Source organism: Lactobacillus xylocopicola, from assembly GCF_033096005.1.
In the GTDB taxonomy this organism is placed as follows: domain Bacteria; phylum Bacillota; class Bacilli; order Lactobacillales; family Lactobacillaceae; genus Lactobacillus; species Lactobacillus xylocopicola.
The window spans coordinates 254380-267959 of the sequence record NZ_AP026803.1 but is presented as its reverse complement, the minus strand read 5'-3'; the positions used below and the strand labels follow the sequence as shown (position 1 = coordinate 267959).

Annotated in this window: 11 protein-coding genes and 1 CRISPR repeat array; of the genes, 3 read left to right on the top strand and 8 right to left on the bottom strand. The window is 39.5% G+C overall.

The window, feature by feature from the left end; all coding sequences use genetic code 11:
- Positions 1 to 159 precede the first annotated feature (159 nt).
- From R8389_RS01305 to R8389_RS01285, 5 genes are all read right to left on the bottom strand, one after another.
- Positions 160 to 1038: a DNA/RNA non-specific endonuclease gene (locus R8389_RS01305; protein ID WP_317637717.1), complete on the bottom strand. Its 879-nt coding sequence runs from the start codon at positions 1036 to 1038 to the stop codon at positions 160 to 162.
- A gap of 106 nt (positions 1039 to 1144) precedes the next feature.
- Positions 1145 to 2098 (bottom strand): exonuclease domain-containing protein, encoded by a 954-nt coding sequence (locus tag R8389_RS01300; protein ID WP_317637716.1) that lies wholly within the window; start codon positions 2096 to 2098, stop codon positions 1145 to 1147.
- 5 nt (positions 2099 to 2103) lie between these two features.
- A complete protein-coding gene (locus R8389_RS01295) occupies positions 2104 to 2925 on the bottom strand; it encodes a Sir2 family NAD-dependent protein deacetylase (RefSeq protein WP_317637715.1) in 822 nt (273 codons plus the stop codon).
- A 13-nt stretch (positions 2926 to 2938) separates the two neighbouring features.
- Complete coding sequence (locus R8389_RS01290; RefSeq protein ID WP_317637714.1) at positions 2939 to 3574, bottom strand: DUF421 domain-containing protein; 636 nt, start codon at positions 3572 to 3574, stop codon at positions 2939 to 2941.
- A gap of 12 nt (positions 3575 to 3586) precedes the next feature.
- Entirely contained in the window at positions 3587 to 4036 is a 450-nt protein-coding gene (locus R8389_RS01285) for a DUF3290 domain-containing protein (RefSeq protein ID WP_317637713.1), read from the bottom strand.
- Between the two features lie 337 nt (positions 4037 to 4373).
- Between R8389_RS01285 and R8389_RS01280 the strand changes: the two genes are divergently transcribed.
- The 3 genes from R8389_RS01280 (at position 4374) to R8389_RS01270 (ending at position 8263) form a co-directional block, all read left to right on the top strand.
- Positions 4374 to 5288: a proline-specific peptidase family protein gene (locus R8389_RS01280; protein WP_317637712.1), complete on the top strand. Its 915-nt coding sequence runs from the start codon at positions 4374 to 4376 to the stop codon at positions 5286 to 5288.
- 150 nt (positions 5289 to 5438) lie between these two features.
- A complete protein-coding gene (locus R8389_RS01275; protein WP_317637711.1) occupies positions 5439 to 6686 on the top strand; it encodes a glycosyltransferase family 2 protein in 1248 nt (415 codons plus the stop codon).
- A gap of 164 nt (positions 6687 to 6850) precedes the next feature.
- Entirely contained in the window at positions 6851 to 8263 is a 1413-nt protein-coding gene (locus R8389_RS01270; protein ID WP_317637710.1) for a DHA2 family efflux MFS transporter permease subunit, read from the top strand.
- Between the two features lie 807 nt (positions 8264 to 9070).
- Positions 9071 to 11482: direct repeats of the CRISPR family, unit length 36 nt; unit sequence GTTCTAATCATCATTGATCTAACAACCATCTAAAAC.
- 32 nt (positions 11483 to 11514) lie between these two features.
- Here the strand turns inward: R8389_RS01270 and csn2 are convergent.
- Genes csn2 through cas1 form a run of 3 tightly spaced genes read right to left on the bottom strand, consistent with a single transcriptional unit; the run spans position 11515 to position 13374 of the window.
- Complete coding sequence (gene csn2, locus R8389_RS01265) at positions 11515 to 12183, bottom strand: type II-A CRISPR-associated protein Csn2 (RefSeq protein WP_317637709.1); 669 nt, start codon at positions 12181 to 12183, stop codon at positions 11515 to 11517.
- Complete coding sequence (cas2, locus tag R8389_RS01260) at positions 12180 to 12485, bottom strand: CRISPR-associated endonuclease Cas2 (protein WP_317638222.1); 306 nt, start codon at positions 12483 to 12485, stop codon at positions 12180 to 12182. Before cas2 ends, csn2 begins: the two co-directional genes overlap by 4 nt.
- Positions 12463 to 13374, bottom strand: coding sequence for a type II CRISPR-associated endonuclease Cas1 (gene cas1, locus R8389_RS01255; protein WP_317637708.1), 912 nt, complete (start codon positions 13372 to 13374; stop codon positions 12463 to 12465). Before cas1 ends, cas2 begins: the two co-directional genes overlap by 23 nt.
- Between the last annotated feature and the right edge of the window lie 206 nt (positions 13375 to 13580).

Below are 13580 nucleotides of genomic sequence, written 5' to 3'. Positions count from 1 at the left end.
ATTTAGCAATAATAATTATATATTGTTCTGTTTTTGCGGGTTTCCCTGACTTGAAATGAGCTTTTGTACTAGAACAGTCTTTTTAATTCTTACCATTCAGGAATAAAGCAGGGGAATGATCGCCTTGCTAAAAGAGCTACGACTTAATGCCGTAGCTCCTCATGGTCTATTATCTACTTCCTTGACCTGCATTTGCCGGTCAACTTGGGCCCTGCCAGTTTGATAGTCAAAGAAAAAACCCGGCTGCACGTTAAATAAGTAAACATTAAAGTCGAGGACACCATCGGTGGACACGGCCTGCAGGTTAATTCCACGAGCCATCAGCTCACTACCACGAAAAATCGGCGTTGCCTGGTAAATTATCCGCTTGTTCTGCCTCAGTGCCGTCCGCACCCGAGCTTCAAAAATGGTTTGAACTCTTTGATTGGAAAAAGCTGATTGGGTAAACAGGTTCTTAGGATTATTCTGGTCGCCCGACAGGTTAGCCGGATTGTAATTACCATCTAAGTCAATGCCAGCTGAAACCGAGTAGGCAATTAGGTGCCCGCGATTATAAATTTGCGTACCATTGCGGCGGTTGTAATGCCAGCCCGTAGGTTCAACAACCTGCCGCACCCGCAAGCCATCACCAGCAACATTACGTTTTTGTAAAAAGGCCGTATTGGAATGTGAAGTCCGATTCAGTTCATCGAGGTTAGCATAGATGACCCGGTTGACCCGCCAAGCATTTTTGATTAGCGTTGAATTATTATGATTGACTGGCAGATAGGCTGCCTGCCCGCTTTTAAAGTTTTGTTTGGCTAACTTTTGGTAGTCTTGTTGGGAAAGCCCGCCGTAAACCTTGGCCGCTGGCTTAGCTTGGTCAATTGTCCCCTTAGTATCTGACTTCTGCGTAAACTGGCTAATCGTCTGTTCACCACTGGGGTCTGACCCGCCTCTGGTCGAAACAAACCACAGCAAAAATATGATAATAATGACCAACGCCCAAAAGTCACTGCGGTCAGTTCTTCTGCGCCGTCTTTGCTGTCTGCGTGCCATTAAAATCGCTCCTTAATTCAGTCATCATTAAAGTATAACTAATCGAACTTTTGTTTGCAACTCTTTGCAAAAAAAGACCAAGTCTTTCAACTTAGTCTTAATAGTTTTAATTCCTTGCCCATTCAGCAATCATGTTCAAAAAATAGCTTTCAGATAGTCGTTTAATCTTACTACCAGTTTGGTTATACTTCTGGGCCTGCAACCAGTCAGGGTGGTTTTTGCTAAAAAATTTCTGGTCTGCCATAATCAGATAATCCGTATCAGACTGCACCATAGCTTGCACCAAACCACCCATATTGGTAACCATTAATGCTGCCTCGGCCTTGTCCATCGCGAGCCCTGCGGCTAAAACAAATTTCTTATTAGCGACCGGATTGTGCAAGCCAAGCTCCCACGCCTCAAGCTCTTTATCCAGCAAGTCCAAGTTCTTAACTTTGGCGCGAGCTTGCTTAAGCAGTTCTTCATCAAAGTGTCCGCGGAAGTCGTCGTAAACCTTTTTGGTAGCGATCGCGTCAGCTAAGCCATGATGTTCTTCAACTTCAGCAATGCCCGCTCGCTGCAAACAGTCAAGCAGACGGTTGTGCTGGTGAGGATAATAAGCACGGGCCAAGCGTAAGACATCAACGTAATCATTTTTGAGCTCAGGTAACTTGAACTTCTTGGTCAAATCATACAAAAAATTCAAGTCAAAGTTAACATTATAACCAATAATTATATCATCAGCGATAAATTGACGAAACTCAATTATGGCGTCTTTGACCGGAATTCCTTCGCTAAGGAGTTGCTCTTCGGTAATCCCATTTAAGTTGGTAATGAAGGCTGGCACCCGGTTAGACCGCGGATAAAAGACCAGTTTACTGTATTCAGCTACCACCTCATTCTGACGGACCTTAATCGCGCCAAGTTCAGTGACGTGGTCACGGTAAGGACTGAGACCAGTTGTTTCAATGTCTAGTAGGGTATAGTCAGTGATAAAGCCAGGCCGCTCCTGACCCTTGCCGCGAATTTTGGCTTGAGCGCCAGAAACGTGTAAAACACCATTTTTAATCAAAATACTCATCTGAATTACCGCTCCATCCTTAATGCGTGTAGCAAGTCACCAGTATTGGCATTGACCGCTGCACTGCGCGCGCGAATCCGCATTGGCAACTCATCCTGGTTCAAGTCAGCAGCTACGTATGACCACTGCGGAAACTCTTCTACCAAGTGAATAATTGGCTCTAGCAACTGGGGGCTCGTTTCATCAACACCCAGCTCCAGAAAGGCCACCTGCTCCTCTTCATTTCCCGTCAGAAACCAGCGAAATCGAGTATTGGCATCGGTATCCGGATAAAAGTGCTCATTCCGCGGCAGGTGAATTTCCATCGGTTGCCCGCAAATAGCACACTTAGGGACCAGCGCTGCGTTTAAAGCTGACCCAGCAGCAAGCAGTGCTTGTACGGCCTCACGGTCACTTACTATTCCGTGACCTATTCCGCTTGAGCATTGCATCATGGTCCAGTCACCAAAGGCGTTAAAAATCCGCTTCTGATTAAAGCCGGCTTGTTCAAAAAAATGACCAAAAGTCGAGGTGGCAACGAAGTACTGCTTGTTGGCCAATAGTTCTTTCAGCTCACCCATAGTCTGACTTGCTTGGTAGTCAAGCGAATACGCTTTGATTAACTTACTCCATAAGAGCCACTGCTCAGGCCATGAAGCCAATTTGAGTTCCAAAGCACTAGCCACTGAATGCACGCCATATTCCTGGGCAAGCTGCGGAAAAGTCTGGTCAAAGGCAGTTTGCCCCAGCAGATCTAAACCTTCCAGTTGAGCCAGACCATTTCCTGCAACCACAATTACAATATTTGCTTCATTAATTAAACGCTGGGCTTGGGCTAAATTTTCCATCTACTTCTCATTTCTATTTTCGCTCGTAACCAGTAAAGGAAATCTTGCTATCTTCAACATCAGCCAAAAAGACGTCATTAAAATCCTGGTAACCCGCTGCTTTAACTTCCTGCTTTAACCAATTTTCGTCCCGGTCGAGTTGCTCGAGCACATCGTAGTTGACCTGGCCATCACTAATTAACGGAAAGCGAACATTTTTTTCATCTTTTTTGATTACCGTTAGTTGCCCATTCTTTTCAAAAATACAGTTTTTGACCGTTTCAACCGAATAAATACCCTGGCTACGTAACTTGAACATTAACTCATTAGCAGATAAACCAACCGCCAAACAGTTCTTCACCAAAACCTGCCCGTTTTTAATAATTTGCATTGGCTTGCCGTCAATCAGGGCCCGGATAAAGTTACTGTGTTCCCGGGCAAATTTTAAAATGAACACTAGCAGTGTCCACACAATTAAAACCAGCATAAACTGCAAAACAGTGATGTTGGCATTATAAATTACGCCACCAATGATACCACCTAAGACATAGTTTTGCAGCTGGTCCAAGGCAGTCGTTGGCGCAATATTACTTTTACCAAAAACATTTATTTGAAAAATTAGTGTCAATACACCTAGCCCGAACTTAATAAACAGTTGTGTATAATCCATGCTTGCTTCCTCCTAATTCTGCACGTTGACTTCAGGGTTAATGACATGAGCTTGTTCTAAAGAATAGCTGTTGTTATCATCATTCAAATTCAACTGATAATCGGTATTTTTGGACTCTAACCGCACAATCAGACCATCTTTCAGGGTCGTTGAATTAACCAAGACGTCCTTTTCAGGGACCCCCTGATCTCTAGCAATTGCCTTTATGAAGGGAACAATTTGCTCAGACTGGGACTTATTCAAGTTGGTCTGCACATATCTTTCATATTGCGTACCGACAAACAAGAGTAAAAACAACAGGGCAATAATGCCCAGATCACGGTAACGTGTGTCAAAGCGATGCCGCAGGTAAAGCGCAATGAGTGCAATCAGCACAACCGCGGTTGCGGCAATTAATGCATAGAGAATATTTTTATTAGTATTCTGATTTTGCTCAATATACTTGAGTGTATAAAACTTCATAGTATTGTCACCTCTAATAAAACTGCTAGCACCGGAAGTATCGCCGGTGCAGTTGGAACCAGATGTTAAAATAGGCAGGTAAGCAGGACCCGTGCAGCTACAAATGCTGAACTCAAGCTAGCGACCTTAACTTGTCTAAACTCAGTATCTTGGTTAGCTATGTTTATAAGCCTATTCATCATCAAGTATAACAAAAATTAGTTGAACCCGGTGCCATCACTACTTATCATTGGTAATATGTTACTTAGGAGAAAATCAGGCAGTTTTTAACCCACTATTTTGCTTTTAAAGGTTCTGCGCTAAAATAAAGGATAACGTTAAATAAGGGAGAACAATTATGAAAACTGGCACCAAAATCATCACTTTAGACAACGGCTACCACCTGTGGACCAACACCCAGGGAGACGGCAATATTCACCTTTTAGCACTGCATGGTGGACCTGGTGGAACCCACGAATACTGGGAAGATACTGCAGACCAGCTCAAAAAACAAGGACTAAACGTCCAAGTCACAATGTACGATCAATTGGGTTCGCTTTATTCTGACCAACCGGATTATTCTGACCCTGAAATTGCCGAAAAATACCTGACCTATGAATATTTTTTAGCTGAGGTCGATGAAGTTCGCGCCAAACTTGGCCTTGATCAGTTCTACTTAATTGGCCAAAGCTGGGGCGGACTGCTAGTTCAGGAATACGCCGTTAAGTACGGCCACCATTTAAAGGGAGCGATTATTTCATCAATGGTAGACGAAATTGATGAATATGTAGATTCGGTCAACCGCCGTCGCCAGGAGATTTTGCCGCAAAGTGAAATCGACTTCATGCATGAATGTGAAGAACACAATGATTACAACAACCAGCGCTACCAAGACGACGTCAACAGCTTAAATATCAACTTCGTTGACCGTAGACAACCATCCAAACTATACCACTTGAAAGATCTCGGTGGCAGCGAGGTCTACCATACCTTTCAAGGTGATAATGAATTCGTTATTACTGGAAAGTTGAAGGAATGGCACTTCAGAAAGCAGCTAAAAAAAATCAAAGTACCAACTTTGATTACCTTTGGTGAGAAGGAAACAATGCCCATCGCCACCGCTAAAACGATGCAACAAGAGATTCCAAATTCGCGTCTGGTAACTACACCAGACGGCGGACACCATCACATGGTCGATAATCCTGACGTTTACTACCAGCACTTGGCTGATTTCATTCGGCAAGTTGAAGACGGAAGCTTTCAGGGCGAATAACTTACCGTTATTTTAAAATTTAAATTGAGCAAGCAAGTACTGCTTGATTTTTTATTTGTTTATTAGTTTTAGTTTATATTAAATATGCTCTTTTGATTCATATTAATTGATGATAGAATAAGAAATTATTTATAGAAAAGAGAATTTTTAATGTATATTTTTATTACTATCACACTTATTATTGGTGGAATTGCCTTCGTTTTTAATTTGCTCTGGTGCTTATATTTGTCCTTCAGCAAAAGTGTTCAACAAGAAAGTTATGACTATCAACAACGTTCATTTGAAACAATGTTATTATTTATACCAGCAATGAATGAATATAAGTCACTTAATAAAAATATGTCTAAACTACTTAATTTACATGAGCAATGCAAACACTTTATAGATCTTAAATTTGTTTTTATCGATGATGCTTCCAATGATGGAACAACGGAATTATTAAATAAATTTTCTCACGAAGAAAATGTGATCGTCATTCATAGGGTTAAGCCTAACGCCCAATTAGGGAAGGGGCCGGCTCTACAAAATGCTGCTGATCAAATTGCTCAAATGAATTTTTCAAGGGATAATACATTAATCGGAGTAGTTGATGCCGATGCTCGATTCGATGAAAATTACTTATGCAAAGTTTGGCACTCTTTTGAAAATTCATCATATGATTTGGTTCAAACCCGTGTAAACATCTATAATACAGATAATAATTTGTCTACTATGCAAAATTTTGAATTTTCTATCTACAATGGCTTAGTACAAATGGCCAGAACAAATTGGGGCTCCTCTCTAGCCTCCGGTAATGGTCAATTTGTAACCTTAAAAATGGTTGAAGATGTTGGCTGGTCTTCTTCTCTACTTGAAGATTGTGAATTTTCATTAAAAGGTTTGCTAAAAGGATATTATGGTACATTTCTTAATACTGATAGTATCGGACAAGAGGGCGTTATTTCTCTTAAAAAACTAATTAGGCAACGGATAAGATGGTGTCAAGGTGGGTTGCAGTGCTTAGCTACATACGGCAGTAAAATCATTAAATCGAGTACTATTTCTTTTGCTATCAAATTTTATGTATTAGCCTTTTTATTAATTCCCTGTTTTTCTGTATTTCTTGTTCCAGCAGCTATTTTTTCTCTCATAACCTTGTTTTACGATGCTGCTTTTAACTTTTGGCTTAGTATTGGTGCTATTTTAGTTATAGTATTAATTGAATATTTTTCAAATTCTCTGATGATAGTTAAACAATGGAGAACCACGGAGCAAGAGTCCAAAATTACTTTTTTAAAATTATTAAAAGTCGCTTTTGTAATCGATCTTTATCGTTGGGTTTTAGCAGTTGTTCCTTATATGGCTATCGCTCGAATGTTAACTGGTAATAATTCATGGGAAAAAACAAGTCATAGCTAGTTCCTTAGAATCCAAAACTTAACCCCCCGATTTTTCTTAATGAACAATGACATTTAAACTCTAAACACAGTTTTCCTTTTTTAAAAAAAACTTACGAAGCTTTTTTTATTTTGTTATCATGATCGAGTTGCTGTAAAGAGCACAGAATTGAAAGGAGTTTTTCTATGAAAAATAATCAAGCGAGGGTACAAGTAAACCGCCCTTGGCTAGCAATGATGAGTATGATGATTGGGGCTTTTGTCGGTATGTTGTCGGAAACATCATTAAACATCGCCTTGCCCCAATTGATGAAAGCATTTCAAATTAATTCAGGTGCAGTTCAATGGCTGGTCACTGGCTATATGCTGGTTATCGGCATTATATTGCCTTTTTCAAGTCTATTAACTAAATGGTTCACCTCCAGGCAACTGGTTATCACTGGCCTTATAGACTTCATTATTGGTGCAGTGATCGCGGCTCTTGCCCCTAACTTTACCCTTTTACTAATTGGAAGGATGATTCAAGGGTTGGGAACAGGTATCATCCTCCCTTTGATGTTTACGGTCGCAATGTTAGTCTTCCCCCCGCGCAAAATGGGTGCAGCGATGGGAATCTGCGCCCTAGTTATTATGCTGGCACCAGCAATTGGACCAACCGTGACAGGTATTATTCTGGGTAAGCTGTCCTGGAACTGGATCTTTTGGTTCTTTATTCCATTTTTGGTTATTGCTTTAATTTGTGCGCTAGTTGGTTTACCCAACGTCGGCACAATTACTCGACCAAAAGTTGATATTCTTTCGTTACTTGAATCCATTATCGGATTTTCTTGTCTTGTAATGGGCGTTAGCTTTGCCGCTGACTTTGGCTGGGCTTCACCAACTGTCATAATTATGTTGGCTATTGGTATTATTGTTTTGCTTTTTTATGGCCACCGGCAACTACATTTACAACAACCGATTATCAATCTACACGTATTTAAGAAGATAGATTTTGCCCAGGGGGCACTCTGCGTCATGCTGGACTTTGCGATTATTTTGTCAGCAATGTATTTGTTGCCGCAATATCTGCAACGCGGGTTGCTATTACCAGTTGCGGTAACCGGGATTATCATGCTCCCAGGGGGCATTATTAACGCGGCCGTCTCCGCTTTTGCCGGACGCCTATTCGATTCTTTAGGTGCTAAAAGGCCCACGGTGGCCGGCTTTACAATTGCCATTATTGGTATTGTAATGTTGCTATTCTCAAACAACACGTCACCGATTGCATACGTAATTGCGGCTCACATTATTCTGATGATTGGGTGCCCACTAGCTATGTCGCCTGCACAAACGCACGCTCTAAATGCTCTGCGCGGTCCTGAATCTGCTGATGGGAGTACCATTCTCAACACTATGGAACAAATTATCGGTGCTGTAGCAACAGCTTTGGCAACCAGCTTCTTGAGTCTGGGCCAGGGTGCTTACCAAGGCCTTAATAAGGCCGCCCAATTTACCAATGGTGTTCACTATGGCCTGTACTTTACTTTGGCCTTGGCTGTGGTTGGTTTAATCATTGCCTTCACCTTAAAGTCCGAACATTCTTCAAATGAGGTAAATTAACTAACTTGATTTAGCCTTAAACCGCAAAAGAGGTTCTGCATATTAGCAGAACCTCTTTTTGGGTCAGGAAATATTTTTGCTAATCTCTGAAACTTCTGACGGGTATTTATTCTTTAATCTGGCCTTGCCCAAATTCGATTTTATTATACTAATAACAACTGGGTCGTCCAGTTGGGCGTATTTATCAAGAAACATAAAACCTTCTGCGGGAAGAGCGCTAACAAAGACGCTTAGACAATAATCTAACCCTTTTTTAAGGCTTTAAATTCTTCTGACCTTCGTTCTTGAGAAGGAACTTTTATCACGTTGAACATGATATCGTCTGCCATAATAAGTGCAAATTTCGCCTTATCACTATTTTTTAGCATGGGAGGATGTGCAAGGGCAGCTAAAATAGCCCGTTGCTCGATAAGATTAGCTGTTTTTATTTATTCACTAAAATCGCCTTCGCCAATTATCTGAAAAGCAATCGCTGCGCTTTCTCTATTTCTGAGTTAGAGGTTTCGTTATTCAACGATGACAATTCTTCAAATTCATTTTTTCTTTTCTTAGCCATAATCATTCCTATTTTATTTTTATTATAACAATATAGCAATTAGAATATTCCTTTAATCGCTATATTCTCAATTTTTTAGAGCTGGTGAAAACTGGCTGAAAAATATCTTTAGACTTAGTTTGTTTATAAATATTTGCACCCCATGTCAGTACCAGGAAGAATTCGAATTCCAATAAGAGTAAATAAATTCTGCATATGCAGTTTGTTCATCAAACAGCGCTTATCAACATAATCAAATCCTTATACACTTTGTTCTAATCATCATTGATCTAACAACCATCTAAAACAGTTTACCGTATGAGAGTACAATACGAGCAGTTCTAATCATCATTGATCTAACAACCATCTAAAACAGATTGTGTACTTATTTATGCCTTGTTGCCGTTCTAATCATCATTGATCTAACAACCATCTAAAACTTCAAGCGACGAAAAAGTAGCAAAAGAGTGGTTCTAATCATCATTGATCTAACAACCATCTAAAACCTGTTCTGGTTTTGGTAAAACTATCATTTTGTTCTAATCATCATTGATCTAACAACCATCTAAAACTTTTCCTTCGTTATCTCGATAGGCTTTATCGTTCTAATCATCATTGATCTAACAACCATCTAAAACTTTGACCAGTCATTTTTACTGCCGTAGTAGGTTCTAATCATCATTGATCTAACAACCATCTAAAACGCCGTGCGTCGTGGAACAGTAGTATATTCCGTTCTAATCATCATTGATCTAACAACCATCTAAAACTGTTTTCCAGGTTTCTATCGTGTCAGCAAAGTTCTAATCATCATTGATCTAACAACCATCTAAAACGAGCAAACTTTGCAAGAGATTGTGCTAGAAGTTCTAATCATCATTGATCTAACAACCATCTAAAACACAAGATCGTTTGATAGGAGCGTTTATGAAGTTCTAATCATCATTGATCTAACAACCATCTAAAACAAGTATCTACTCTTATCAATGACGATTTTTGTTCTAATCATCATTGATCTAACAACCATCTAAAACTAAGCAAACGCTTGAAACAGATCAATTGGAGTTCTAATCATCATTGATCTAACAACCATCTAAAACAAGGCTCAGTTAAGGAAATAAAAAATCTTTGTTCTAATCATCATTGATCTAACAACCATCTAAAACTTACTTCTACAAAAATGAGTATGGAGAAAAGTTCTAATCATCATTGATCTAACAACCATCTAAAACTATATTTTTTATCCATTTTTCCTCTTGCTCGTTCTAATCATCATTGATCTAACAACCATCTAAAACGTGTAGGAGCTACAAACCTAGCCAAGAATTGTTCTAATCATCATTGATCTAACAACCATCTAAAACGGACGTCATTGCTCGCTTCAATCAGCTGTAGTTCTAATCATCATTGATCTAACAACCATCTAAAACTTACAACCCCGATATTCCTTATGGTTATTTGTTCTAATCATCATTGATCTAACAACCATCTAAAACATATTTTCGCACGTTTCAATCCTCGTGCGTGTTCTAATCATCATTGATCTAACAACCATCTAAAACCTATGGGATACGGCTTCTACCGTGTCAAAGGTTCTAATCATCATTGATCTAACAACCATCTAAAACCGGACGGGGCATGGCGGCGCGGATGCGAAGGTTCTAATCATCATTGATCTAACAACCATCTAAAACTAAGAAACACTTTACCGGGAAGAAGTATGTGTTCTAATCATCATTGATCTAACAACCATCTAAAACGAATGAGTACAAGGCAAAGGCCGAGAAGGAGTTCTAATCATCATTGATCTAACAACCATCTAAAACTTAAGTTGAATTAATATTAAAGGAGAAATCGTTCTAATCATCATTGATCTAACAACCATCTAAAACAATTACCAATTACACCTGCTCTATTACTAAGTTCTAATCATCATTGATCTAACAACCATCTAAAACAAAGTCCGCTTAATAACAGATGTTCTAGACGTTCTAATCATCATTGATCTAACAACCATCTAAAACTAAAAAAGGTCACAATAATATCTTTAATGGGTTCTAATCATCATTGATCTAACAACCATCTAAAACTTTCGAAAAGACTTCCCAACATTGTTCTAAGTTCTAATCATCATTGATCTAACAACCATCTAAAACACGGTACCCGTCAATAATATCCAATTGTGAGTTCTAATCATCATTGATCTAACAACCATCTAAAACTGTTCCTATTGTGTTCCTACTATCAAATAAGTTCTAATCATCATTGATCTAACAACCATCTAAAACCATAACCCAGACAATTTAGATAATCCGTATGTTCTAATCATCATTGATCTAACAACCATCTAAAACGTTCTAGTACATCAATTGGCCTTACTTTTGGTTCTAATCATCATTGATCTAACAACCATCTAAAACGAGTGCATTTGACGACGATTCAACTCAGGGGTTCTAATCATCATTGATCTAACAACCATCTAAAACTTAAGTGAATTAAGATTTAAAGGAGAAAAAGTTCTAATCATCATTGATCTAACAACCATCTAAAACAGAACAATATGGACATTGTTAAGCAACTGAGTTCTAATCATCATTGATCTAACAACCATCTAAAACACTATTCTGGGATATTCACAACCGAAAACAGTTCTAATCATCATTGATCTAACAACCATCTAAAACCAACATTTTATCATCAGTTTTTAAGATAGGCGTTAGTACCAATCGACTAGATCACGGTCAATATAATAGAACTCAGCATCTTCAGGTACAACCAATAAATCCGCAGATGTGAATTCAATTAAAAACAAAACCAGCCCCATTTGCTGAACAAGCTGGGATAATTCTGCCAATTCCTGGTCATCTAAGTAATTAGCTACATTACAAAACACTGGAATCGTCTTTAGATTACAAGTTTGATGTATTTTTAGAACTGTTTCAATTATACCATACGGTACTTGCAACCTGTCAGTATCAAGGTGCAATTCTACCATCTTGAGTAACTTTTTTAAATCCTCATCCCAAGTAATTGCTAGTGGCAGATCTTCCAACAGGAGTGAATTTTCAATTGTTATTTCTAAATTCTGAAAGGCAGCCATTATTTGATTACGATTATCTTCATCAATGTTGGCCAGGTAGGTCTTGCCAATTGTAAGCAAGTACTTTTTGGTAACATCACCGCTAAGCAAGAGATCACCTCCAAAGTCAAAAGTCTTGGAAATATCTTGCGGCTCGTATTTATCATCTATACAGACTAAGCGGTCGTTCTGTCCTTGAAAGCCTTGTACCAGGTCGCGATAGGCAACAGTACTCTGCGTAGACAAAATCTTAATTCCCGAGGTTGAAAAGGACCATTTTTTGTGGGTTGAATATGACAAAATCATAGAATCACCGTCCGATCGGACTGGTTACGTACATCCACGATTGGCTTGCCGACCAGGAAATGCATATCATTATACTGTTTTTCGGTGACCATTAAGGACTGGACTACGCCACCTTGTGGCAAAAATTTTTTGACCCTTTTTTCTAAAAAGTTGGCTGTTTGTCTAGTAACACAAACTCGTACATAGATTGAATACTGGACCATCAAAAAACCCTCATTAATTAGCTTCTTGCGAAATTGCCGATACTCTTTTTTGTCTTGGGCTGTTTCAGTTGGTAAATCAAACATTATCATTAAGCGCATCATTCGGTACCTCATTGGTTAAACTCATCTCCATTCCGGGCAAAGCCTTACTTTCTTCACTCAAAAAACGCAGGCACGATTGCACATAGCCATTAATTGCATTGGTGAGTAAAGTCTTTTTCCCATTAAACTTGATCTCCAAGTTCAACAACTCGACTAGCCCATACTTAATATCTGGTGTCAGTTCGGTAATCTGGTCATTGGCTTTCACCCAATAATCCACGAAAGGGCGAAATGGTTCCATCAGGTCTGAGGCCAGGTTAAATTGATTTTCTTCAGAATGATGGTGAATACCCAGATAAGAAATATAGCCGCTGACGGCAATACTCCGATTAAAACTCGCCAGTAAGATTGCATAGCCGTAATCTAAGGCGCTATTGACTGCACTACCATCACGTCTCACAAAGTCTCCCGCAAATAAAGTCAAGAAATACTTGCGGGCGGCCATTGCCTCCCGGTTGGTGGAATCGTTCACTTCAAGTTGGTTCAGCTCATCCTGAACGGCTTGTCCATTCAAATGATAATTTCGCAAGACCATAATTTGGTTGGTGATTTTCTGATTAACAATTTTAGTCCACAATTTTTCTTTGCGGTCCTGATCCCAACTAAATTGCTTGGATAATTTAGCCATAGTTCGCGCCCCTGGATAGTAATCCACTGTTTCCGTGACGGGTTCATTCTTTTCATCCACAAAAATGACCTTGGTCTGATTCTGAGCCAGCTTACTAATTAGCGCACTGGTAATTACCGCCTGGGTCGTAGACACTAGCAATAAGTTGATATCTGTAATTGGAATCTGGTTAATCCCATCCCGCGTCTGAACAATCATCATATTCATCGAGTAGGTAAGCTTCGCATGCTGGGTAATAATAACTGATCTCCATCCCATAATTACTCCTTGTATATTCCTTAAAACATGGTAAAATTAACTTGTCGGGTAGCTCCCGACCGATGATTTTAATCATCATTGATCTAACAACCAGATTTAAAATCAAACGATATGTTTCAACGCGACACTGATGTGTCGTCCTGCCTCAACTCTATAGCGGAGGTTTTTTTGTTTCCCAAAAAGGAGGACCAACTGGCTGGTCCCCC

Coding starts and splice junctions, on each gene's coding strand:
- R8389_RS01295 (WP_317637715.1), bottom strand. CDS start 2,925: ATGGAAAATTTAGCCCAAGCCCAGCGTTTAATTAATGAAGCAAATATT.
- R8389_RS01300 (WP_317637716.1), bottom strand. CDS start 2,098: ATGAGTATTTTGATTAAAAATGGTGTTTTACACGTTTCTGGCGCTCAA.
- cas1 (WP_317637708.1), bottom strand. CDS start 13,374: ATGGGATGGAGATCAGTTATTATTACCCAGCATGCGAAGCTTACCTAC.
- R8389_RS01270 (WP_317637710.1), top strand. CDS start 6,851: ATGAAAAATAATCAAGCGAGGGTACAAGTAAACCGCCCTTGGCTAGCA.
- R8389_RS01275 (WP_317637711.1), top strand. CDS start 5,439: ATGTATATTTTTATTACTATCACACTTATTATTGGTGGAATTGCCTTC.
- cas2 (WP_317638222.1), bottom strand. CDS start 12,485: ATGCGCTTAATGATAATGTTTGATTTACCAACTGAAACAGCCCAAGAC.
- R8389_RS01305 (WP_317637717.1), bottom strand. CDS start 1,038: ATGGCACGCAGACAGCAAAGACGGCGCAGAAGAACTGACCGCAGTGAC.
- R8389_RS01280 (WP_317637712.1), top strand. CDS start 4,374: ATGAAAACTGGCACCAAAATCATCACTTTAGACAACGGCTACCACCTG.
- R8389_RS01290 (WP_317637714.1), bottom strand. CDS start 3,574: ATGGATTATACACAACTGTTTATTAAGTTCGGGCTAGGTGTATTGACA.
- R8389_RS01285 (WP_317637713.1), bottom strand. CDS start 4,036: ATGAAGTTTTATACACTCAAGTATATTGAGCAAAATCAGAATACTAAT.
- csn2 (WP_317637709.1), bottom strand. CDS start 12,183: ATGATTTTGTCATATTCAACCCACAAAAAATGGTCCTTTTCAACCTCG.